The organism is Leclercia pneumoniae (assembly GCF_017348915.1).
Classification (GTDB): Bacteria; Pseudomonadota; Gammaproteobacteria; order Enterobacterales; family Enterobacteriaceae; genus Enterobacter; species Enterobacter pneumoniae.
In genome coordinates this window covers 3,203,549-3,226,133 of sequence record NZ_CP071383.1, presented here as the reverse complement: position 1 = coordinate 3,226,133, position 22,585 = coordinate 3,203,549, and the positions used below count along the sequence as shown (strand labels likewise).

At 54.6% G+C, this 22,585-nt stretch carries 26 protein-coding genes; 20 read left to right on the top strand and 6 right to left on the bottom strand.

The features are described 5' to 3' along the window. The first annotated feature begins 171 nt into the window (after window positions 1-171). Entirely contained in the window at window positions 172-1,242 is a 1,071-nt protein-coding gene (locus JZ655_RS15625) for a tRNA/rRNA methyltransferase (protein WP_040074454.1), read from the top strand. A gap of 47 nt (window positions 1,243-1,289) precedes the next feature. Here JZ655_RS15625 and ung read toward each other — a convergent pair whose 3' ends face one another. Then, window positions 1,290-1,979 (bottom strand): uracil-DNA glycosylase, encoded by a 690-nt coding sequence (gene ung / locus JZ655_RS15620; RefSeq protein WP_207292230.1) that lies wholly within the window; start codon window positions 1,977-1,979, stop codon window positions 1,290-1,292. A gap of 314 nt (window positions 1,980-2,293) precedes the next feature. Between ung and grcA the strand changes: the two genes are divergently transcribed. Beyond that, a complete protein-coding gene (gene grcA / locus JZ655_RS15615) occupies window positions 2,294-2,677 on the top strand; it encodes an autonomous glycyl radical cofactor GrcA (protein ID WP_040074456.1) in 384 nt (127 codons plus the stop codon). 49 nt (window positions 2,678-2,726) lie between these two features. Here grcA and srmB read toward each other — a convergent pair whose 3' ends face one another. Further along, on the bottom strand, window positions 2,727-4,055 hold the full coding sequence (gene srmB / locus JZ655_RS15610) for an ATP-dependent RNA helicase SrmB (RefSeq protein WP_046884527.1): 1,329 nt from the start codon (window positions 4,053-4,055) through the stop codon (window positions 2,727-2,729). 132 nt (window positions 4,056-4,187) lie between these two features. Between srmB and trmN the strand changes: the two genes are divergently transcribed. Continuing rightward, a complete protein-coding gene (gene trmN / locus JZ655_RS15605; protein ID WP_207292229.1) occupies window positions 4,188-4,925 on the top strand; it encodes a tRNA(1)(Val) (adenine(37)-N(6))-methyltransferase TrmN in 738 nt (245 codons plus the stop codon). Here trmN and nadB read toward each other — a convergent pair. Continuing rightward, window positions 4,910-6,529 (bottom strand): L-aspartate oxidase, encoded by a 1,620-nt coding sequence (gene nadB / locus JZ655_RS15600; protein WP_207292228.1) that lies wholly within the window; start codon window positions 6,527-6,529, stop codon window positions 4,910-4,912. The genes trmN and nadB overlap by 16 nt on opposite strands. 86 nt (window positions 6,530-6,615) lie before the next feature. Here nadB and JZ655_RS21425 point away from each other — a divergent pair, with 86 nt between their 5' ends. From JZ655_RS21425 to acpS, 13 genes are all read left to right on the top strand, one after another. After that, window positions 6,616-6,897, top strand: a complete 282-nt coding sequence (locus tag JZ655_RS21425; protein ID WP_046884530.1) for a hypothetical protein — start codon at window positions 6,616-6,618, stop codon at window positions 6,895-6,897. Beyond that, a complete protein-coding gene (rseD, locus tag JZ655_RS21660; protein ID WP_231313890.1) occupies window positions 6,885-6,953 on the top strand; it encodes a rpoE leader peptide RseD in 69 nt (22 codons plus the stop codon). Before JZ655_RS21425 ends, rseD begins: the two co-directional genes overlap by 13 nt. After that, complete coding sequence (rpoE, locus tag JZ655_RS15590) at window positions 6,950-7,525, top strand: RNA polymerase sigma factor RpoE (protein WP_032613187.1); 576 nt, start codon at window positions 6,950-6,952, stop codon at window positions 7,523-7,525. Before rseD ends, rpoE begins: the two co-directional genes overlap by 4 nt. 31 nt (window positions 7,526-7,556) lie before the next feature. Next, the gene (gene rseA / locus JZ655_RS15585; RefSeq protein WP_207292227.1) at window positions 7,557-8,207 is read left to right on the top strand and encodes an anti-sigma-E factor RseA; all 651 of its coding nucleotides are present in this window, start codon (window positions 7,557-7,559) and stop codon (window positions 8,205-8,207) included. Then, a complete protein-coding gene (rseB, locus tag JZ655_RS15580; protein ID WP_040074462.1) occupies window positions 8,207-9,160 on the top strand; it encodes a sigma-E factor regulatory protein RseB in 954 nt (317 codons plus the stop codon). The genes rseA and rseB overlap by 1 nt, the downstream gene beginning before the upstream one ends. After that, window positions 9,157-9,633 (top strand): SoxR-reducing system protein RseC, encoded by a 477-nt coding sequence (gene rseC / locus JZ655_RS15575; protein ID WP_046884531.1) that lies wholly within the window; start codon window positions 9,157-9,159, stop codon window positions 9,631-9,633. Before rseB ends, rseC begins: the two co-directional genes overlap by 4 nt. A gap of 186 nt (window positions 9,634-9,819) precedes the next feature. After that, a complete protein-coding gene (gene lepA / locus JZ655_RS15570) occupies window positions 9,820-11,619 on the top strand; it encodes a translation elongation factor 4 (RefSeq protein ID WP_046884532.1) in 1,800 nt (599 codons plus the stop codon). Window positions 11,620-11,634: 15 nt separating this feature from the next. Further along, window positions 11,635-12,609: a signal peptidase I gene (gene lepB, locus JZ655_RS15565; RefSeq protein WP_040074466.1), complete on the top strand. Its 975-nt coding sequence runs from the start codon at window positions 11,635-11,637 to the stop codon at window positions 12,607-12,609. A 223-nt stretch (window positions 12,610-12,832) separates the two neighbouring features. After that, complete coding sequence (gene rnc, locus JZ655_RS15560) at window positions 12,833-13,513, top strand: ribonuclease III (protein WP_040074467.1); 681 nt, start codon at window positions 12,833-12,835, stop codon at window positions 13,511-13,513. Then, on the top strand, window positions 13,510-14,415 hold the full coding sequence (era, locus tag JZ655_RS15555; protein ID WP_040074468.1) for a GTPase Era: 906 nt from the start codon (window positions 13,510-13,512) through the stop codon (window positions 14,413-14,415). Before rnc ends, era begins: the two co-directional genes overlap by 4 nt. A gap of 18 nt (window positions 14,416-14,433) precedes the next feature. After that, window positions 14,434-15,144, top strand: a complete 711-nt coding sequence (gene recO / locus JZ655_RS15550) for a DNA repair protein RecO (protein WP_046884533.1) — start codon at window positions 14,434-14,436, stop codon at window positions 15,142-15,144. 24 nt (window positions 15,145-15,168) lie between these two features. Then, on the top strand, window positions 15,169-15,900 hold the full coding sequence (pdxJ, locus tag JZ655_RS15545) for a pyridoxine 5'-phosphate synthase (protein WP_207292226.1): 732 nt from the start codon (window positions 15,169-15,171) through the stop codon (window positions 15,898-15,900). Further along, window positions 15,900-16,280 carry a holo-ACP synthase gene (acpS, locus tag JZ655_RS15540; RefSeq protein ID WP_040074471.1) on the top strand — a complete coding sequence of 127 codons (381 nt, stop codon included), beginning with the start codon at window positions 15,900-15,902 and terminating at the stop codon, window positions 16,278-16,280. Before pdxJ ends, acpS begins: the two co-directional genes overlap by 1 nt. On the opposite strand, the gene JZ655_RS15535 is transcribed toward acpS, so the two are convergent. Continuing rightward, window positions 16,277-16,537, bottom strand: coding sequence for a YfhL family 4Fe-4S dicluster ferredoxin (locus tag JZ655_RS15535; RefSeq protein WP_040074472.1), 261 nt, complete (start codon window positions 16,535-16,537; stop codon window positions 16,277-16,279). The genes acpS and JZ655_RS15535 overlap by 4 nt on opposite strands. Before the next feature lie 56 nt (window positions 16,538-16,593). After that, window positions 16,594-17,442, bottom strand: coding sequence for a MurR/RpiR family transcriptional regulator (locus JZ655_RS15530; protein ID WP_046884535.1), 849 nt, complete (start codon window positions 17,440-17,442; stop codon window positions 16,594-16,596). A 118-nt stretch (window positions 17,443-17,560) separates the two neighbouring features. Here JZ655_RS15530 and murQ point away from each other — a divergent pair, with 118 nt between their 5' ends. The 4 genes from murQ to tadA are packed head-to-tail and all read left to right on the top strand — an operon-like array spanning window position 17,561 to window position 21,020. After that, complete coding sequence (gene murQ, locus JZ655_RS15525) at window positions 17,561-18,454, top strand: N-acetylmuramic acid 6-phosphate etherase (protein ID WP_207292225.1); 894 nt, start codon at window positions 17,561-17,563, stop codon at window positions 18,452-18,454. A gap of 10 nt (window positions 18,455-18,464) precedes the next feature. Further along, the gene (locus JZ655_RS15520; RefSeq protein ID WP_207292224.1) at window positions 18,465-19,817 is read left to right on the top strand and encodes a PTS transporter subunit EIIC; all 1,353 of its coding nucleotides are present in this window, start codon (window positions 18,465-18,467) and stop codon (window positions 19,815-19,817) included. Window positions 19,818-19,820: 3 nt separating this feature from the next. Then, a complete protein-coding gene (gene yfhb / locus JZ655_RS15515) occupies window positions 19,821-20,456 on the top strand; it encodes a phosphatidylglycerophosphatase C (RefSeq protein ID WP_207292223.1) in 636 nt (211 codons plus the stop codon). A 24-nt stretch (window positions 20,457-20,480) separates the two neighbouring features. Further along, on the top strand, window positions 20,481-21,020 hold the full coding sequence (gene tadA / locus JZ655_RS15510) for a tRNA adenosine(34) deaminase TadA (RefSeq protein ID WP_207292222.1): 540 nt from the start codon (window positions 20,481-20,483) through the stop codon (window positions 21,018-21,020). Here tadA and mltF read toward each other — a convergent pair. Next, window positions 20,908-22,458, bottom strand: coding sequence for a membrane-bound lytic murein transglycosylase MltF (gene mltF, locus JZ655_RS15505; RefSeq protein ID WP_207292221.1), 1,551 nt, complete (start codon window positions 22,456-22,458; stop codon window positions 20,908-20,910). The two genes, tadA and mltF, sit on opposite strands and share 113 nt — an antisense overlap. Window positions 22,459-22,585: the final 127 nt, after the last annotated feature.

Below are 22,585 nucleotides of genomic sequence, written 5' to 3'. Positions count from 1 at the left end.
CCCAGGGCCGGAGTGTTTCTAATATGTTACATATTATCAGTGACCCTGTTTGAAACGACAATGCGTTTTATTCAATAAGAACAATAGTCATAAGCTTTGATACGAAATAATGGCTATGAGTGGATACATCGGGTAATCTGCGCGCTTCGCGCAGCGCTGGTGGAGAAAAGCATGAACGACGAACTGAAAAACAAAAGCGGCAAGGTCAAAGTGATGTATGTCCGCAGTGATGATGACTCTGATAAACGCACCGCAAATCCGCGTACCGGAAAAGGCGGCGGACGTCCGGGTCCATCTCGTGCAGACGGTGGCCGTCGCCCCGCCCGCGATGAAAGAAACAACCGCGGTGAAGACCGCAAACGCGATGACCGTAAACGTGACGATGCCGGTCGTGACGGGGGATCGCCATGGCGTACCGTATCCCGTGCACCGGGCGAAGAGACCTCGGCTAAAACCGATCACGGCGGTATTAGCGGAAAAAGCTTTATCGATCCGGAAGTGTTGCGCCGTCAGCGTGCTGAAGAGACCCGCGTCTACGGTGAAAACGCATGTCAGGCTCTGTTCCAGAGCCGTCCGGACTGTATTGTTCGCGCCTGGTTTATTCAGAGCGTAACGCCGCGCTTCAAAGAAGCATTGCGCTGGATGGCGGCCAATCGCAAGGCGTACCATGTGGTCGATGATGCCGAGCTGACAAAAGCATCGGGTACTGAGCACCACGGTGGCGTTTGCTTCCTGATTAAAAAACGTAACGGTACCACCGTGCAGCAGTGGGTAAGCGAGGCAGAGGCCGATGACTGTGTGTTGGCGCTGGAAGATGTGGGTAACCCGCATAACCTCGGTGCGATGATGCGCAGCTGTGCTCACTTTGGCGTAAAAGGTGTTTTACTGCAGGATGCCGCACTGCTTGAATCTGGCGCGGCTATCCGCACGGCGGAAGGCGGCGCGGAACATGTGCAGCCTATCACGGGTGACAGCGTTCTGGATGCCCTCGAGCAGTTCCGCAAAGCGGGTTACGCTATCGTAACCACCTCCAGCCACGCTGGTACGCCGCTGTTCAAAGCAACGCTGCCACGTAAAATGGTACTGGTATTAGGCCAGGAGCGAGATGGTCTGTCTGATGCTGCGCTGTCCAGTGCGGATCTGAGCGTCTCTATCGACGGAACAGGCAATGTTGAAAGTCTGAACGTTTCCGTGGCTACCGGCGTACTGCTGGCAGAGTGGTGGCGTCAGAATAAAGCCTAAACATTGATGTTACCTGTATGCCCGGTTAACCGGGCATACAATCAAGACTACTCCCCTTCAGCCGGTAACACTGGCATCCAGTCAATAGGCTTCTCGCCGCGTTTTTCCAGCCACTCATTCGCCAGTACAAAGTGATTACAGCCAAAGAAACCGCGATGTGCTGACAGCGGTGAAGGGTGCGGCGCTTTAAGAACATGATGACGCTCCGGGTCGATAATCGCCCCTTTCTTCTGCGCATGCGATCCCCAGAGTAAAAACACCACCCCTTCGCAATGCGTGTTAATCAGGCCGATCACTTTGTCCGTAAATGTCTCCCAGCCGAGGCTGGCATGGGAATGCGCCTGGCCTGCACGTACCGTCAGCACGGTGTTTAATAACAACACGCCCTGGCGGGCCCAGCTTTCAAGATAACCGTGTTTTGGTCGGGTAAAACCGGGAATCGACCCTTCAAGCTCTTTATACATGTTCAGTAGCGAAGGGGGGATAGCAATACCAGGGCGTACGGAAAAGGCCAGTCCGTGTGCTTGTCCGGGCCCGTGATAGGGATCCTGCCCAAGGATAACCACCTTAACATCGCTCAGTTCGGTATAGCGAAAAGCGTTGAAAACATCTTTCTGTGGCGGGTAAATCGTCTGGCCAGCCTGCCGTTCAGCGGCAACAGTACTGAGGGTATTAACAAAATAGGGCTGTTGTTTCTCTTCTGCCAGTACGTCGTGCCATGTTAAGGATGTCGTCATTTCGCTCTCCTGCAAATCTCAATCGCCTAAGCTTACCTGTTAAATCCTGAGTAGCAAAATTCCACGCTGAAATTGCCGCTAAGTCATTCAATTTGTATTGAATAAGTGCGCGATAAATTGATTCGGTGAAGGCGTTAAATTGATCTAAAGCAACAAAATCAGACCACACGGTTTGTGTGGTTGGCGTTTCTATTGATTTACGTCAATAAATGGCGGGTGGGTGAGTGATATATATACACACAAGCAACAATGGTTTTACCAATTGCCCGAAGCCGGGCAGACACCATATTAATGTAGTCTAAGGGAGACACCACATGATTACGGGTATTCAGATTACTAAAGCAGCAAACGATGACCTGTTGAACTCATTCTGGCTGCTGGACAGCGAAAAAGGCGAAGCGCGCTGTGTTGCAGCAAAAGCGGGTTTTGCTGAAGACGAAATCGTACCGGTTAGCAAACTGGGCGAGATCGAATATCGCGAAATTCCAATGGAAGTGAAACCAGAAGTGCGCGTAGAAGGCGGTCAGCACCTGAACGTGAACGTGCTGCGTCGTGAAACGCTGGAAGATGCCGTTAAGCATCCGGAAAAATATCCACAACTGACCATTCGCGTGTCCGGTTATGCAGTGCGTTTCAACTCGCTGACGCCAGAGCAGCAACGCGACGTTATCGCGCGTACCTTTACTGAAAGCCTCTAAGGTTCAGTTATTGGGCAAATAAAAAGCCGGGTTATCACCCGGCTTTTTTTTACTCTTCAGTTTTGGATTCGGCCGCCGAACTGCTTGGCTTACGACGCTTACCAATGTTTTTGGTGTCGCGGTGGCGCTGTTTAACGCGTGGCTTCTCTTTTTCTTTCTCTTTTCTCTCTGCACGTTTCGCGAGTGCTTTTTTGGACGGTTTACCCGTCATTTTCTCACTTGGTGCACGCGTGGTCGGACGAAGCTCATCGATAACGCGCGCTTTCAGCGGCTCCTCGACGTAGCGGCCGATTTTCTGCAGCAGCAGGTAGTCATGCGCCTCGACCAACGAAATCGCAATACCTTTACGGCCAGCACGACCCGTACGGCCAATGCGGTGCAGGTAGGTATCGCCGCTACGTGGCATATCGAAGTTGATGACATGGCTCACGTCAGGGATATCGATACCACGCGCCGCAACGTCGGTAGCGACCAGGACATTCACGCGGCCATCGGTCAAACGCTTAATCCCTTCAGTACGCTTGACCTGCGCCATCTCGCCTTCGAGATAACAGTTATTGATCCCGGCGTTACGCAGCATTTCAGCTAACTCATGCACACGCTCACGCTTGCGTACAAACACAATGGTACGGGTCGCATCGTCCTGTTTGAGCAGGTGCTTCAGCAACTCCACTTTGTGCTCGAGGTTATCGGCGCGGTAATACCACTGATGAATTTTCTTGCGCTCACGGGTGGATGGCGTGGCTGACACTTCAACGGGATCTTCCAGCAGACGCTCTGCAAAGTCTTTGATGGCATCGCCTTCCAGCGTTGCGGAGAACAGCAGGGTCTGTTTACGCCAGCGAGTTTCACCGGCGATATGTTCGATATCTTGCGCGAAGCCCATGTCTAGCATGCGGTCAGCTTCGTCCAGAATGAGTGTCTCAACGGCGCGGCAGTCGAAGTTCTCTTCTTTGATGTACTGCAGCAGACGGCCCGTTGTGGCAACCACAATATCCTGGTTTTCGCTGAATACTTCGGCGTGGTTCATATAGGCTACGCCACCGGTGATAGTGGCGATGTCCAGATGGGTATTCGCCGCCAGTTCACGCGCATGTTCGGCAACCTGTGTCGCCAGTTCGCGGGTAGGCGTCAGGATTAAAATGCGCGGTGGGCCTGATTTTTTACGGGGGAAATCGAGCAGATGCTGCAACACCGGCAGCAAGTATGCTGCTGTTTTCCCCGTGCCGGTTGGCGCAGAACCGAGCACATCACGGCCCTCCAGTGCAGGCGGAATGGCCGCAGCCTGAATGGCGGTCGGGCGTGTGAAGCCTTTGCTCTCAAGCGCATTGAGCAGGCTTTCATCGAGTTCAAGTTCGGAAAAAGTCGTTACAGTCATGTTCTACCTCTGTGTGGGGCGCTGATTATAGACGTTACCGCTGCAATCTTCATCTGTTTGTGTGGATATCCCTTTTCCACCGTTACGCTTTCCCCTATGCTACTTCAGTTTCGTTTAGAAGGTTGCTCTGACATGTCTCAACTCAAAGCGCAATTGCGCCGCGATGGATTTACGTTTAAACAATTTTTCGTTGCACACGATCGCTGTGCAATGAAAGTGGGTACCGATGGCATCCTGCTTGGCGCCTGGGCGCCGGTAGCCGGCGCTAAACGTATTCTGGATATTGGCACCGGGAGCGGCCTGCTGGCGCTTATGCTGGCGCAGCGAACGGAGCAGTCGACGACCGTCGATGCCGTCGAGCTGGATCCCGATGCAGCAGAGCAGGCGAGCGAAAACCAGGCCGAATCGCCCTGGGCCTCGCGCATCACTATTCATTGTGCGGATGTCCTTAGCTGGGCGCCAGAACAAACCGCACGTTATGATCTTATCGTGAGTAATCCGCCTTATTATGAACCCGGCGTCGAGTGTGCGACGCCGCAGCGCGAACAAGCGCGATATACCGGTTCACTCAGCCACAGTGCCTTGCTTGCCTGTGCCGCGGCGCTTATTTCGGAAGAGGGATTTTTCTGTGTCGTGCTGCCGGAAAGCACGGGTAGCCATTTCATAAATATGGCAACAGAGATGGGCTGGTATCTGCGCCTGCGCACCGATATCGCCGATACCGAAGGCAGGTTGCCGCACCGGGTGCTGCTGGCCTTGTCGCCGAAAGAGGGAGAGTGCTTTAGCGACAGAATGGTTATCCGTGGATCAGACCAGCGCTATTCCGAGGATTACACCGCGCTGACCCACCCTTTCTATCTCTTTATGTGAGCCAGCGGCGAGAGCACGGACGGCCCGGAGTGTTCCAGTTGCTCCGGATAATCCAGCGTATAGTGCAATCCGCGGCTCTCTTTACGCATCATCGCACAGCGAACAATCAACTCTGCCACCTGCACCAGGTTACGTAGCTCCAGCAAATTGTTAGAGACGCGGAAGTGGGCATAGTACTCATCAATTTCTTGCTGCAACATGGTAATACGACGCAGGGCGCGCTCCAGACGTTTGCTGGTGCGTACGATACCGACGTAATCCCACATAAACAGGCGCAACTCATGCCAGTTGTGCTGGATCACGACCAGTTCATCCGGATTTTCGACCCGGCTTTCGTCCCAGGCGGGCAGGGTATGGGCATGGCGCGCATAGGGCATGCGCTTAACGATATCTTCCGCCGCCGACCAACCGTACACCAGACACTCCAGCAAAGAGTTAGAGGCCATGCGGTTTGCGCCGTGCAGGCCGGTATAACTCACTTCGCCAATCGCATACAACCCATCCACATCGGTACGACCATGATCGTCCACCATCACGCCGCCGCAAGTGTAGTGCGCGGCAGGTACTACGGGTACCGGATCCCGGGTGAGATCAATGCCTAATCCGAGCAGCTTTTCGTAGATTGTCGGGAAATGCTGACGGACAAACTCGGCGGGCTTATGGCTGACGTCCAGATACATACAGTCCACTCCCAGGCGTTTCATCTCATGGTCGATAGCGCGGGCAACAATGTCACGTGGGGCAAGTTCGCCTCGCGGATCAAAGTCGGGCATAAAGCGTGTGCCATCGGGCCGCTTCAGGTGTGCGCCTTCACCGCGCAAGGCTTCTGTTAGCAGAAAATTGCGAGCTTGCGGATGGAAGAGGGCTGTCGGGTGGAACTGATTAAATTCCAGATTCGCCACACGGCAGCCTGCACGCCACGCCATGGCGATACCATCTCCTGAGGAGATGTCCGGGTTAGTGGTGTACTGATAAACTTTTGACGCACCGCCGGTGGCCAGCACAACGGCTTTGGCCTGACAGGTTTCAACCGTCTCTTTATTACGGTTCCAGACCCAGGCCCCGACAACCCGACGCGTGCCGGGCAAGCCGATTTTGTCAGAGACAATTAAATCTACGGCGTTGCTGCGCTCCAGCACCTGGATATTTGGGTGACTCAACGCCTGGCTCACCAGGGTGGTTTCCACCGCTTTACCCGTGGCGTCGGCAGCATGCAGAATACGGCGATGGCTATGACCGCCTTCACGCGTCAGGTGATAACCCTCTTCCCCGTTTGGCTGCACGTGGGTATCAAACAAAACACCCTGATCGATCAGCCACTGGACGCAGTGGCGTGCGTTACTGGCAACAAATTCTGCGGCGTGTTTATCAACAATTCCGGCCCCGGCAATCAGGGTGTCTTCAACATGTGAAGCAATGCTGTCTGTTTCGTCAAACACGGCTGCGATACCGCCCTGGGCGTAGAAAGTTGACCCTTCGCTTACCGGTCCTTTACTCAGGACAATGACTTTTTGGTGTTTGGCGAGCCGCAGGGCGAGAGAGAGGCCCGCTGCACCACTGCCGACGATCAGGACGTCGCAAGAGAGTTCTGGAAGTGTGTTCATGATCTTTGTTTAATTTACTAAACAGTGTCTGGCCAGCATACCACCCGAATGCGAGAAATCGCACGTTTTTTTTACTGGGTGTTGCAATGACTAAACAAGCCTGGTGGACCGCTCTGGGGCAAAAATGGGAGAAATATTTTGCGAAGCAGATCGTTAGCTTCAGATTATGTGGTGAAATAAAGCCCGCGTTGCGGTACTCTGCTGGCGGAAATGCCATTTCTTATCAGAAACTGGGTGCGTATCGTGAACAGACTTATAATGATAGAAAACGAACAGTCTGCGGCGCGATTAACAAAAACAAAGGCGTGACGGAACTTTTTAAGAAAACAGCCCTCTACACAACTGCTTGCTCACAGTGCAGTGTTTAGAGTGGCGTTTCGATAACGCGTGGATTTTAGGTTTGGGGAGACATTACCTCGGATGAGCGAGCAGTTAACGGACCAGATTCTGGTTGAACGGGTCCAGAAGGGAGATCAGAAAGCTTTTAACCTACTGGTGGTGCGCTACCAGCATAAGGTGGCGAGTCTGGTTTCCCGCTATGTACCTTCAGGGGATGTCCCTGATGTCGTACAGGAATCTTTTATTAAGGCCTATCGCGCGCTGGAATCATTCCGGGGGGATAGTGCTTTTTATACCTGGCTGTACCGAATTGCTGTCAATACGGCAAAGAATTACCTGGTCGCTCAGGGCCGTCGTCCGCCTTCCAGTGATGTTGATGCGATAGACGCAGAAAACTTCGAAAGCGGCGGCGCGTTGAAAGAAATTTCGAACCCTGAGAACTTAATGTTGTCAGAAGAACTGAGACAAATAGTTTTTCGTACCATCGAGTCGCTTCCGGAAGATTTACGCATGGCAATTACGTTGCGGGAGCTTGATGGCCTGAGCTATGAAGAGATAGCCGCTATCATGGATTGTCCGGTTGGTACGGTTCGTTCACGTATTTTCCGTGCGCGAGAAGCTATTGATAATAAAGTTCAACCGCTTATCAGGCGTTGACGATAGCGGGATACTGGAAAAGGTATTAGGCATGCAGAAAGAACAACTTTCCGCTTTAATGGATGGTGAAACGCTGGACAGTGAGCTGCTTAATGAGCTCTCTCGCTCTCCTGAGATGCAAAAAGCCTGGGAGAGTTATCATCTTATTCGCGATTCTATGCGCGGCGATACCAGCGAGCTCCTCCATTTCGATATCTCATCACGCGTAATGGCGGCGATAGAGAACGAACCTGTTACTCAGGCCACTCCGCTGATCCCTGAAGCCCAGCCTGCACCACACCTGTGGCAAAAAATGCCATTCTGGAATAAAGTGCGCCCGTGGGCGAGTCAACTGACCCAGATGGGCGTCGCAGCTTGCGTGTCGCTTGCGGTTATCGTTGGCGTCCAGCAGTATAACAGCCAATCTGAAGTCAACCAGCAACCTGAAGCGCCAGTGTTTAACACGCTGCCGATGATGGGCAAAGCCAGCCCGGTTAGCCTGGGTATTCCTTCCGACGCGTCGGCGGGTGCTGGCCAGCAGCAGCAGGTACAGGAGCAGCGTCGTCGCATTAATGCGATGTTGCAGGACTATGAATTGCAACGTCGTTTGCATTCAGAGCAGCTTCAGTTTGAACAGGCACAAACCCAGCAAGCCGCAGTGCAAGTGCCCGGAAACCAAACTTTAGGAACGCAATCGCAGTAATGAAGCAACTTTGGTGCGCCATGTCTTTGATGGCGGGTAGCTTGCTCTTCTCTGTCAACGCCTCGGCTGATGTATCGTCCGGGGCGTTGTTGCAGCAGATGAACCTCGCTAGCCAGTCACTCAACTATGAACTGGCTTTTATCAGTATCAATAAGCAGGGCGTCGAGTCGTTACGCTATCGCCACGCCCGTCTTGATAAACAGCCTCTCGCTCAGCTCTTGCAGATGGATGGCCCGCGCCGTGAAGTTGTGCAGCGTGGTAATGAAATCAGCTATTTTGAGCCGGGCCTTGAGCCTTTCACCCTTAATGGCGACTACATCGTCGATTCGCTGCCATCGCTGGTTTATACCGACTTTAAGCGTCTTGCCCCCTACTACGACTTTATTTCCGTTGGCCGTACGCGCATTGCAGACCGGTTATGTGAAGTCATCCGGGTCGTGGCCCGGGACGGGACGCGCTACAGCTATATCGTCTGGATGGATGCCGAAACCAAGCTTCCGATGCGGGTCGATCTACTTGATCGCGATGGTGAAACGCTGGAACAGTTCCGCGTGATCTCCTTCAGCGTCGATGATCAGGTCGGCAATAGCATGCAGAATCTTGCTAAAGCCAGTCTGCCGCCGCTGCTCTCTGTACCGGTAGGGGATACCATTAACTTTAACTGGGCCCCGACCTGGATCCCGCAAGGGTTCAGCGAGATCTCCAGCAGCAAACGCCAGCTTCCTACGATTGATACGCCGGTTGAATCGCGTCTCTACTCGGATGGTCTGTTCAGCTTCTCGGTGAATATCAACCGCGCCACCGCGATCAGTGCCGACCAGATGCTGCGTACCGGTCGTCGCACAGTGAGCACGACGGTGCGTGATAATGCCGAAATTACGGTCGTGGGTGAGCTTCCGCCGCAAACTGCAAAGCGTATCGCCGACAGTATCAAATTTAGGGCAGCACAATGATTAAAGAGTGGGCTACGGTCGTATCATGGCAAAATGGCGTCGCGCTGGTGAGTTGCGACGTTAAGGCCTCCTGCAGCAGCTGCGCCTCCCGCGCAGGATGCGGCAGCCGCGTGCTGAATAAACTGGGCCCGCAAACTACCCACACGCTTTCCGTTCCTAGCGAGCAACCGCTGGTGAAAGGGCAAAAAGTGGAGTTGGGGATTGCCGAAGCGAGCCTGCTGGGCTCGGCGATGCTGGTTTATCTCTCTCCGCTGGTGGGCTTGTTTGCCGTGGGTGGTCTTTTCCAGCTCCTGTTTGCCACCGATCTTGCCGCCATGTGCGGGGCAGCCCTCGGCGGTGTAGGCGGTTTTTTACTGGCGCGGGGGCTTTCGCCCAGGCTTGCTGTGCGCGATAACTGGCAGCCAACCATTCTCAGCGTTGGCTTACCACCCGACGAACTGCGCGTTGAAACACTATCCTCAGAGGCCCGGTAAATACACCGGGCTTTATCTATGTTTGATTCTCATAAACCAAAACCCTCAAACTTAGCGCTATACCTGAATTCAAGAGCATTTCCTGGTGACGAAGATGTAGTGTAGAATGCTGCGTTTTCGCACTGAAAAACGTCAGGCTAAGAACAGCGGCCTCCAGGAATTCGTAAGGCAAAATTATTTAACTATATGAAGAACATACGTAACTTTTCGATCATAGCTCACATTGACCACGGTAAGTCGACGCTGTCTGACCGTATTATCCAGATTTGCGGTGGCCTGTCTGATCGTGAAATGGCAGCCCAGGTTCTGGACTCCATGGACCTGGAACGCGAACGCGGTATCACCATTAAAGCCCAGAGCGTAACGCTCGATTATAAAGCGTCTGACGGTGAAACTTATCAACTTAACTTTATCGACACCCCAGGCCACGTTGACTTCTCCTATGAAGTTTCCCGCTCGCTGGCGGCCTGTGAAGGCGCGCTGCTGGTGGTAGATGCCGGGCAGGGCGTAGAAGCCCAGACCCTGGCGAACTGCTACACCGCGATGGAAATGGACCTGGAAGTGGTGCCGGTACTGAACAAAATCGACCTGCCCGCCGCCGATCCTGAGCGCGTGGCGGAAGAGATTGAAGATATCGTGGGCATTGATGCCACCGATGCTGTGCGCTGCTCCGCGAAGACCGGCGTAGGTGTTCCGGATGTGCTGGAACGTCTGGTCCGCGATATCCCTGCTCCTGAAGGCGACCCGGATGCACCGCTGCAGGCACTGATCATCGACTCCTGGTTCGATAACTATCTGGGTGTTGTCTCGCTGGTACGTATTAAAAACGGCACCATGCGTAAAGGCGAAAAGATCAAGGTTATGAGCACCGGCCAGGTCTATAACGCCGATCGTCTGGGTATCTTCACCCCGAAACAGGTTGACCGTACCGAGCTGAAATGCGGCGAGGTAGGCTGGCTGGTCTGTGCAATTAAAGACATCCTCGGTGCGCCGGTTGGCGATACCTTGACGGGCGCCCGTAATCCGGCTGATAAAGCACTGCCTGGCTTTAAAAAAGTGAAGCCACAGGTATATGCAGGTCTCTTCCCGGTCAGCTCTGATGATTATGAAAACTTCCGTGACGCACTTGGCAAACTGAGCCTGAACGATGCTTCTCTGTTCTATGAGCCAGAAAGCTCCACGGCGCTGGGCTTCGGCTTCCGCTGCGGCTTCCTCGGCCTGCTGCACATGGAGATCATTCAGGAACGTCTGGAGCGTGAGTACGATCTGGATCTGATCACCACCGCGCCGACGGTAGTTTACGAAGTGGAAACCACCTCGAAAGAGGTGATCTACGTCGATAGCCCGTCCAAGCTGCCGCCGCTGAACAACATTTCTGAGCTGCGCGAGCCTATCGCAGAGTGTCACATGCTGCTGCCGCAAGAGTTCCTTGGCAACGTCATCACCCTTTGTATCGAGAAGCGCGGCGTACAGACCAACATGGTTTACCACGGTAACCAGGTGGCGCTGACTTACGAAATCCCGATGGCGGAAGTGGTACTCGACTTCTTCGACCGTCTGAAGTCGACGTCCCGTGGCTACGCGTCACTGGATTACAACTTCAAACGTTTCCAGGCTTCCAACATGGTACGTGTAGATGTACTGATTAACGGCGAGCGTGTCGATGCGCTGGCGCTGATCACGCATAACGACAACGCGCCATATCGCGGGCGTGAGCTGGTTGAGAAGATGAAAGAGCTGATCCCGCGTCAGCAATTTGATATCGCGATTCAGGCGGCCATTGGCAACCACATCATCGCGCGTTCTACCGTGAAACAGTTGCGTAAAAACGTTCTGGCAAAATGCTATGGCGGTGACGTCAGCCGTAAGAAAAAGCTGCTGCAGAAGCAGAAAGACGGTAAGAAACGTATGAAGCAGGTTGGTAACGTTGAGCTGCCGCAGGAAGCGTTCCTCGCCATTCTGCACGTAGGTAAAGACGGCAAATAATCCTAAGGAGTTGGCATGGCGAACATGTTTGCCCTGATCCTGGTCATTGCGACGCTGGTGACGGGTCTATTGTGGTGTCTGGATAAGTTTATTTTCGCCCCGAAACGTCGTGAACGTCAGGCTGCCGCGCAGGCAGCCACTGGCGACGGGCTTGATGCGAAGACCCTGAAAAAAGTCGGCCCGAAACCGGGCTGGCTGGAGACAGGGGCTTCGGTCTTCCCGGTGCTGGCGATTGTGCTGGTGGTACGTTCATTTATTTATGAACCTTTCCAGATCCCATCAGGTTCGATGATGCCAACGCTGCTGATTGGTGACTTCATCCTGGTCGAGAAGTTTGCCTACGGCATTAAAGATCCTATCTACCAGAAAACGTTGATCGAAACCGGTCATCCGAAACGCGGCGATATCGTGGTCTTTAAATACCCCGACGATCCGCGTCTGGATTACATCAAACGTGCGGTGGGTCTGCCTGGCGATAAAGTCTCCTACGATCCGGTTGCGAAAGAAGTGACGGTACAGCCTGGCTGCAGTTCTGGTACGGCCTGTGAAAGCGCGCTGCCCATTACCTACTCCAACGTAGAGCCGAGTGACTTCGTGCAGACCTTTGCCCGTCGTAACGGCGGTGAAGCTACCAGCGGTTTCTTCCAGATGCCAAAAGGCGAGACCAAAGAGAACGGTATCCGTCTGACTGAGCGTAAAGAGACGCTGGGTGACGTCACACACCGTATTCTGACGGTGCCTATTGCGCAGGATCAACTGGGGATGTACTACCATCAGTCCGGTCAGCAGCTGGCTTCCTGGATTGTGCCACCGGGCCAATACTTCATGATGGGTGATAACCGCGATAATTCTGCGGACAGCCGTTACTGGGGCTTTGTGCCGGAAGCGAATCTGGTCGGTAAAGCGACCGCCATCTGGATGAGCTTCGAGAAGCAGGAAGGCGAATGGCCGACCGGGGTACGTCTAAATCGTATCGGCGGGATCCATTAATTCGTGATATCTGAACACATCGCCCTTTATCTTAAGGGCGATGTGAATTATTTAAGCGATAAATCTCTCCAGACTAACGACAACCCCTGTCGTTGTGTATAGAATATTCCCCCGAAGTTTAAGGTTGGCGCTGAATCAGTGCCACGGCACACGAAACCGCGTTGGCTTTCTCAGGTCGGTTTCGTGTGCTGCATTTTTGACGCATTCATTCTATTGGTATCGCATGAACCCCATCGTAATTAATCGGCTTCAACGGAAGCTGGGCTACACTTTTCAGCATCAGGAGTTGTTGCAACAGGCATTAACCCATCGCAGTGCCAGCAGCAAACACAACGAACGTCTCGAATTTTTGGGCGATTCCATTTTAAGTTACGTTATTGCCAATGCGCTTTATCACCGTTTCCCACGCGTGGACGAAGGGGATATGAGCCGCATGCGTGCAACGCTGGTTCGCGGTAACACGCTGGCAGAAATTGCGCGTGAGTTCGAATTGGGTGAGTGCCTGCGTCTGGGGCCGGGCGAACTGAAAAGTGGCGGTTTCCGCCGTGAGTCCATTCTTGCGGACACGGTCGAAGCCTTAATCGGTGGCGTTTTCCTCGACAGCAATATTCAGACCGTCGAGCAACTGATTCTGAACTGGTATCAGACCCGTCTGGACGAAATTAGCCCAGGCGATAAACAAAAAGATCCGAAAACGCGTCTGCAGGAATATCTGCAGGGTCGTCACCTTCCGCTGCCATCTTATCTGGTGGTGCAGGTCCGTGGCGAAGCGCACGATCAGGAATTTACCATCCATTGCCAGGTCAGTGGCCTGAGTGAACCGGTGGTGGGCACAGGTTCTAGCCGTCGTAAGGCGGAACAGGCTGCCGCCGAACAGGCGTTGAAAATGCTGGAGCTGGAATGAGCGAAGAGAAAACCTATTGCGGATTTATTGCCATCGTTGGTCGTCCAAACGTTGGCAAATCCACCCTGTTGAATAATCTGCTTGGGCAGAAGATTTCTATCACCTCTCGTAAGGCGCAAACCACGCGTCACCGCATCGTCGGTATCCATACGGAAGGCGCGTATCAGGCGATTTATGTCGATACCCCAGGCCTGCACATGGAAGAGAAGCGTGCGATCAACCGTCTGATGAACAAGGCGGCGAGCAGCTCTATCGGTGACGTTGAGCTGGTGATTTTTGTTGTGGAAGGCACCCGCTGGACGCCTGACGACGAAATGGTGCTCAACAAGCTGCGTGATGGGAAAACCCCGGTGATCCTGGCGGTCAACAAAGTTGACAACGTGCAGGAAAAAGCCGATCTGCTGCCGCATCTGCAGTGGCTGGGCAGCCAAATGAACTTCCTCGATATCGTACCGCTGTCTGCAGAGACCGGTCTGAACGTGGATACCATCGCGGGCATCGTGCGTAAACATCTGCCGGAAGCGATCCATCACTTCCCGGAAGAGTACATCACCGATCGTTCTCAGCGCTTTATGGCCTCTGAGATCATCCGTGAAAAGCTGATGCGTTTCCTTGGCGCGGAGTTACCGTACTCTGTCACCGTTGAGATCGAACGTTTCCAGACGAACGAGCGTGGTGGCTATGATATCAACGGCCTGATCCTCGTGGAGCGTGAAGGGCAGAAGAAAATGGTGATTGGCAACAAAGGCGCCAAGATCAAAACCATCGGTATTGAAGCCCGTAAAGACATGCAGGAGATGTTCGAAGCACCGGTTCACCTGGAGCTGTGGGTGAAGGTGAAATCTGGCTGGGCCGATGATGAGCGTGCACTGCGCAGCCTCGGTTACGGCGAAGATCAGTAACGCAAGACGACGAACAGTATGGAAGGTTGGCAGCGTGCCTTCGTTCTCCATAGTCGTCCCTGGAGCGAAACCAGCCTGATACTGGACGTCTTCACGGAAGAGTCGGGCCGCGTGCGCCTTGTGGCTAAAGGCGCACGTTCCAAACGTTCTAATCTGAAAGGAACTTTACAGCCTTTCACACCGCTGCTGGTCCGCTTTGGTGGGCGAGGGGAGGTCAAAACCCTGCGCAGCGCCGAAGCCGTCTCCCTGGCACTTCCTCTCTCTGGTATCACTCTTTATAGCGGCCTGTACGTCAACGAACTCATCTCACGCGTGCTTGAGCATGAGACTCGCTTCTCTGAACTTTTCTTCGACTACCTGCACTGTATCCAGGCCCTGGCGGGGGTAACTGGCTCGCCTGAACCCGTCCTGCGCCGTTTTGAGCTGGCGCTGCTTGGCCATCTGGGTTACGGCGTAGATTTTCTTCACTGTGCAGGCAGTGGCGATCCGGTGGAAGAGACCATGACCTACCGCTACCGGGAAGAGAAAGGATTTATCGCCAGTATTGTGATTGATAATAGTACCTTTACCGGGCGTGACCTGCGCGCGTTAGCCGAGCGGGAATTTCCGGATGCAGAGACACTGCGGGCGGCAAAACGCTTTACCCGTATTGCGCTGAAGCCGTATCTTGGAGGCAAGCCCTTAAAGAGCCGCGAATTATTCAGGCAGTTTATGCCCAAGCGTAAATGAACAACGAGAAAACCGAGGATTGTCATGGCTGAATTACTGTTAGGCGTCAATATTGACCATATCGCCACCCTGCGTAACGCGCGCGGCACGGCCTATCCGGACCCGGTACAGGCCGCGTTTATTGCTGAGCAGGCGGGGGCCGACGGCATTACGGTTCACCTGCGTGAGGACCGCCGTCACATCACCGATCGCGATGTACGGGTGCTGCGTCAAACGCTGGATACCCGCATGAACCTCGAGATGGCGGTGACCGAAGAGATGCTGAACATCGCCGTTGAGACGCAACCTCATTTTTGCTGCCTGGTACCAGAAAAACGTCAGGAAGTGACCACTGAAGGCGGCCTCGACGTTGCCGGCCAGCTGGAAAAAATGCGCGATGCCTGCACACGTCTGGCAGATGCCGGTATTCTGGTCTCGCTGTTTATTGATGCCGATGAGGCCCAAATCAAAGCCGCAGCAGACGTGGGTGCGCCCTACATCGAAATTCACACCGGTTGCTATGCGGATGCCAAAGACGAAGCCACCCAGGCAAAAGAGCTTGAGCGCATCGCCAAAGCCGCGACCTACGCCGCAAGCCTCGGACTGAAGGTCAATGCCGGTCATGGCCTTACCTACCACAACGTGAAAGCCATCGCCGCCATTCCGGAGATGCACGAACTGAATATTGGTCACGCCATTATTGGCCGTGCGGTGATGAGCGGCCTGAAAGAGGCGGTGGCAGAGATGAAACGCCTGATGCTGGAAGCCCGTCGCTAATGGCCATTCTTGGCTTAGGCACGGACATCGTTGAGATTTCGCGTATTGAAGCGGTGATTGCCCGTAGTGGCGATCGCCTTGCCCGTCGCGTACTTAGCAATAACGAGTGGGCCATCTGGGAGACGCACCAGCAGCCAGTGCGTTTTCTGGCTAAACGTTTTGCGGTGAAAGAGGCGGCGGCGAAAGCATTCGGCACGGGGATCCGTAACGGGCTGGCCTTCAATCAGTTTGAAGTTTTTAACGATGAGCTGGGCAAGCCGCGTCTGCGTCTGTGGGGAGAAGCGTTAAAACTGGCTGAGAAGCTGGGGGTAGCGCATATGCACGTTACGCTGGCGGATGAGCGCCACTACGCCTGCGCAACGGTCATTATTGAAAGTTAGATCTTATCCGCGTGGTGCATCAGTACAAATTTATCCCACAGTTGCTCTTCTGATTCAGTGTGTGCCGGATCCTTGAGAATGGTATTCGGGATGGGGCACACTTTCTGACAGGTCGGCGTCTCGTAATGGCCAACACACTCGGTGCAACGGTCGCTGTTAATCTCATAAATGCTATCACCCATGGAAATGGCCTCGTTAGGACATTCGGGTTCGCACATATCGCAATTGATACATTTTTTGGTAATTAACAGCGCCATCAGGTAATTCTCAGAAACATCACAAACAGGGCGGGCATTATACGCTCATTACGTACTCAAACCAGTTTTTTAACCAACGCTTCGCTGTGGCGAATACGATCCGGCGCATGTTCGAGATCTTGCTGCACCAGCGCCATAAACATCAGGTCCGTCAGCAGCATCTGTGCGCTGGTGGAAGAGATGGCCGCGCTCCGGGTCGCTTGCTCTTCTGCAATGGTATACAGGCAGCGAGAGGCGCGTTGCTGTAGGGCGTTAGGGGTAAAACCGGTAATCGCAAGGATCTTCCCCCCCGCCCGCAGGGCTTCGTCTGCTGCCAGGTTGATTTCACGGCGCTCGCCGGAATAGGAGATGGCCAGCAGCACGTCACTGGGCTCCATAGCCTGAACGGTGGCCAGCAGAGCATGCATATCTTGCTCGACGATAGCGGTCAGGCCAATTTTATTCAGCTTCCAGCCAAAGTTGCGTGCTACCAGCCCCGACGCGCCAATACCCGTCAGGATCACCCGTCGTGCCGTGCGCAGCATCGTCACGCTCTCCAGCAACTTCTCTTCAGTATTCACATCCAGGGTAGCGTGCATGGCCGCCACTTTTTCTTTGATCAGTTTCTCTCCGACCAGCCGCATCGGATCGTCGCCACGGATGTGGTTATGTACCGGCATCGACTGTGGGTTAGGGTGGCTGGCCAGCGCTTCGCTGATGGCTAGTTTGAGCGCGGGAAACCCTTTGAAGCCGATCTTCTGCGCAAATTTCACCACGCTCGACTGGCTGACGCCTGCCTCCTGGGCCAGCTGCTGTGAACTCAGATGCCGGGCATGGTCGGGCTGAGACAGCAGGAAATCCGCCAGTTTTTTGTCGCTCTGGGCAAAGCCCGCGTATCGCTGGCGAATTCGGATTAAACAGTTCATGAGGTCTCCTGGCGAAATGTGATAGCTGTTGCAAATTGAGAATATTGCTCGCCCGAATGAATTTTATATTCCATTATAGTGCGATTATTATGAATTAAAAATTCTTGAGGCACAAAAGATGAATCTAGGATCGCTTGTTTCTGAAACCCGTAACCCGCAGACCATGGATCTGGATGCGCTCTCCACTTTTGACCTTGTAAGCCGTTTTAATCAACAGGATACGCTGGTCGCGCAGGCAGTGAAAGAGACATTGCCCGAGGTTGCGAAAGCGGTCGATGCGGCGGCTACTGCATTGAAATCGGGCGGCCGCATTATTTACATGGGGGCGGGGACCAGTGGTCGCCTGGGCGTGCTGGATGCTTCTGAATGTCCACCTACGTTCGGCGTACCGCACGGCCTGGTGATCGGCCTGATAGCTGGTGGGCCGGGGGCATTGTTAAAAGCCGTCGAAGGGGCGGAGGACAGCCCGCAGCTCGGTGAAGACGATTTACGCGACATTGCCCTGACACCGCAGGATCTGGTCGTCGGGCTGGCGGCATCGGGGCGCACGCCGTACGTGCTGGGTGGCCTGGCATATGCCAGACAGACCGGCTGCACGACGGTGGCCATCTCCTGTAATCCAGGATCCCCTATCGCCCAGGTGGCGGATATCGCTATTTCGCCCGTGGTAGGGCCTGAAGCTCTGACCGGCTCCACGCGACTTAAATCCGGCACGGCGCAGAAACTGGTGCTGAACATGATCTCTACCGGCGCGATGGTGAAGTTTGGCAAGGTTTACCAGAACCTGATGGTGGATATGAAGGCCACCAACGTGAAGCTTATCGACAGGGCTTGCCGCACGGTCGTGGAAGCGACCGGCACCACGCGTGAAGAGGCCGAAAAGGTGCTCCAGCAGACCGATTATGACGTTAAGCCTGCCATTCTGATGATATTAAGCGGGCTGGATGCGACGACGGCGCGTGCCCGACTCGACCAGCACAGTGGTTTTTTACGGGCGGCGTTAGAAAACTAAAGAGGCGGATATGGAAAAAACGGCAGCGCTCGCCAGCTGTATCCTGCAGGGGATTGGCGGAGAGAAAAACATCCTGCGTCTGGAAAACTGCATGACGCGCGTGCGGGTGGAGGTAGTAGACGAGTCCAGGCTCGATCTCCCGCATCTGAAGAAACTGCCGGGCGTCAGCGGCTATGTGAAGCAGGGCGAGCAGCACCAGTTGATTGTCGGGCCGGGCAAAGCTGCGCAAGTCGTGGATGCCATGCGCGCGTTGATGGGGGGCGCAGAGGTGGATGACGCCGAGCGCACCAAAGCTCAGGTGAAGGCGCGCTATAAAGCACCGATGAGCGATGCCCTGCGCCAACTGGCAAACGTCTTTATTCCGCTGATTCCGGCGTTTATCGCCTCCGGGCTGATCACCGGGATCATTAATATCCTGAAGCGCCCGGATATTGTCGGTGATTTTGCTATGCAGTACCCCAATCTGCTGGGGATCCTGGGCATCTTTGGCAGTGCTGTCTTCGCGATCATGAACATTCTGGTGGGGGTCAATACCGCTAAGGTATTTGGCGGCTCGCTTGCTATGGGCGGGGTTATGGCCGGGATCCTCTCCAGCCCACAGCTGGCGCAAATAAGCCTGTTTGGCGAGGCGCTCCAGCCTGGCCGTGGCGGGGTTATTGCCGTGCTGCTGGTGGTCGTGCTGATGTGTTGGGTCGAGAAAAAGCTGCGCAATGCCCTGCCGGGCTCGCTGGAGCTGATCCTCAACCCGCTGCTGACGACGCTCATTACGGGCAGTATTGCGATTATTGCCCTGCAACCGCTCGGCGGCTGGATCTCCGATGCGATTGCGCACGGTGCCTCCTGGGCTATCGACCGGGGTGGATTCCTGGTAGGGGCGGTGTTGGCCGGGACCTTCCTGCCGCTGGTGTTGACTGGCCTGCATCAGGGGCTGGTGCCCATCCACGTCGAGCTGGTGCAGGCCCACGGCTTTAACGCCTTGCTGCCGATTCTGTCGATGGCCGGTGTCGGGCAGGTGGGGGCAGCGATTGCGGTATTGATGAAAACCCGCAATGCACGCCTAAAAAAAGTGATTAAAGGGGCTCTGCCGGTGGGCTTACTCGGCATCGGCGAACCGCTCATTTTTGGCGTCACGCTGCCGCTCGGTAAGCCATTTATCGGTGCCTGCCTGGGCGGTGCCGTGGGTGGGGCGCTGATCAGTTTCTGGAAAGTGGCGACCGTCATCACCTTTGGTATTTCCGGTTTACCGCTGGCATTAACCATCGTGACCGGAAAAGTCATGCTCTATCTGTTAGGCTATTTAATAGCGGTGATCGCCGGGTTCCTCTTTACCTGGCTGTTAGGGTTCAACGATCCAGAGGAGTGAGGTTTGGTTAATAACGAGCGTCGGGTTGTCTTTTTTGATCTGGATGGAACGCTTCATCAACAGGATATGTTCGGTACGTTTATGCGTTATTTATTGCGCCGACAACCCCTGAATGCGTTGCTCGTATTGCCCCTCCTGCCGGTCATCGGCTGCGCGTTACTGATAAAAGGGCGCGCAGCCCGCTGGCCCATGAGTCTGTTGCTGTGGGGATGCACATTTGGCCACAGCGAGGCGCGACTGCAACAGCTGCGTCAGGATTTTGCCGACTGGTTTCGCCAGCATGTTACCGCCTTTCCGGTGGTGCAGCAGAGGCTCACCGCCTATCTTGATGCGTCGGATGCCGATATTTGGTTGATTACCGGATCTCCACAGCCGTTGGTGGAGCTCGTCTATTTCGATACGCCGTGGTTGCCGAAAGTGAACCTTATCGCCACCCAGACAGGGCGACGCTACGGCGGTTGGGTGCTCACCATGCGCTGTCTTGGCCATGAAAAGGTGGCGCAACTGGAGAAAAGAATCGGTACGCCGCTGCGCCTGTACAGTGGTTACAGCGACAGTAAGCAAGATAACCCGCTGCTCTACTTCTGCCAGCACCGCTGGCGTGTCACTCCCCAGGGCGAGCTACAGCAGCTGGAATAGTGTTATACATAAGCTGTGTGTATAATGCGCCCGCTTTACAGACTGGAGTACATGTCGTTGTCTAACCCTGAACCTAATCATGAATACTGGATGCGCCATGCGCTCTCGCTGGCTCAACGCGCCTGGGATGAGGGCGAAGTGCCCGTGGGTGCCGTGCTGGTACACAACAATAAGGTGATTGGCGAAGGGTGGAACCGCCCGATTGGCCGCCACGATCCTACCGCGCATGCAGAGATTATGGCGCTGCGTCAGGGGGGGCTAGTACTGCAAAACTACCGTCTGTTGGAGACCACGCTTTATGTTACCCTGGAGCCGTGCGTCATGTGCTCAGGTGCGATGGTCCACAGCCGCATTGGCACCGTGGTGTACGGCGCGCAGGATGAAAAAACCGGGGCCGCAGGTTCTCTTATGAACGTGCTGGGACACCCGGGAATGAATCATCAGGTTAATGTCATCGGTGGGGTACTTGCACCAGCCTGTTCGGCGATGCTGAGTGACTTTTTTCGAATGCGTCGCCAGCAGAAAAAGCAACAAAAGGCAGAATCGAAGTTACCGGGTGGTTAAGTTCGTCCGGGGCGACCACCGGGTAGTTTTCAGCCATCTGGCGCGCCTGCGCCGCCTCTTTCTCTTTCTCCATCAAATAACCCACCAGGCTTATCTGATATTTACGAATGTTTTCGACGTAGGCGTAGGCCTCATGGCCGCGCGCATACCCATAGGTGAGCTTGTTGTACCAGGGTTTCTGGCTCAGGAGAGGCAGGCGCTGCTTCACGTCTGACCAGCTGTCCGGGTTGCCTTTGGTTTTGGCCGTCAGGGCGCGGGCATCGAGCATATGGGCGTAGCCCATGTTATACGCCGCCAGCGCAAACCAGATCCGCTCCTCTTCCGGTACCGTCTCCGGGACTTTGCTCATCATGTCCTGCAGATAGCGTGCCCCGCCGCTGATGCTCTGCTCCGCATCCGTCCTGTCGGTAAGGCCGAGACTCTGGGCGGTATTCTTGGTCAGCATCATCAATCCACGTACGCCGGTGGGCGAGGTGGCCAGCGCATCCCAGTGCGACTCCTGATATGAAATCGCGGCCAGCAACCGCCAGTCGATCTCCTGAGCGTATTTCTCAAACAACGGCTGAAGATCCGGTAACACGTTGTCGACGGCCCGCAGGAAGCTGCGGGTATCCACATAATCAAAGTCATCGCCATGACCGAGGTATTTTTCCTCCAGCCGTGCCAGGGTGCCATCTTCATTCAGGCCGCTGAAGAAATCGAGCATTGCGGCAGAGAGGGTCTGATCGTCATCAAGTTTACTGAACCAGGTCACCGGCTGCTCGTCGGTCACGTCCAGCGCCACGGCCAGTTCAGGATGTACACGCTGGAAGAGGCTAATGGCAACCGAGTCGGCGATGGTATAGGGCAGCTTCCCGTCTTTAACCTGTTCGAGCAGGGCCGTCGTGCCCAGCTTTTCATCGACCGTCCAGCTAAGGTCAGGATATTTTTTCTCTTTCAGGACGCGTAAGTCTTCGATTGCCACGTGGCCAGGCGCAATGACCAGCTGTTCAGCGGTCAGATTTGCCAGGGTACGCGGGCGCAGCCTGCCCACGCGGTAGACCAGCTGCTGCGAAACGGAATAGTAGGTTGGGCCCGGCTGATAATTTTTGCTGCGCTCGCTGTTGTAAACCAGACCCGCGGCCAGCAGGTCGGCATCGCCGTTATCGAGATCGTCGAAAAGCTGGCTAATGTTCTGGCGTACGGTTACTTTTAGCTTCACGCCCAGGTAGTCAGCAAAATGTTGCGCCAGCTCGTAGTCCAGCCCAATCACTTTATTGTTGATGGCGTTGTAGGTCAGCGGGGAGGTAATGGTACTGACGCGCAGCTCCCCCCGCGCCTGGATCGCGGCGATACGGTTTTCGGCTTTGCCGAACCAGGGGATAGAAGGCCATAAGGCCGCTGCCAGCAGCAAGGTAACAATGCCGATGAGCAGATAATTAATCTTTAATTTTTTCAATTAGTTAATTCTCTGCGTCAGCGCTTGCCTCAGTCTGCAGTGGCCATGTTAAAAGTACGGTTTGCCATTGATTGAGCGGCATTTTGCGTAAACTTAAGCCAGTTGGCAACTTATTACAGATAACGGC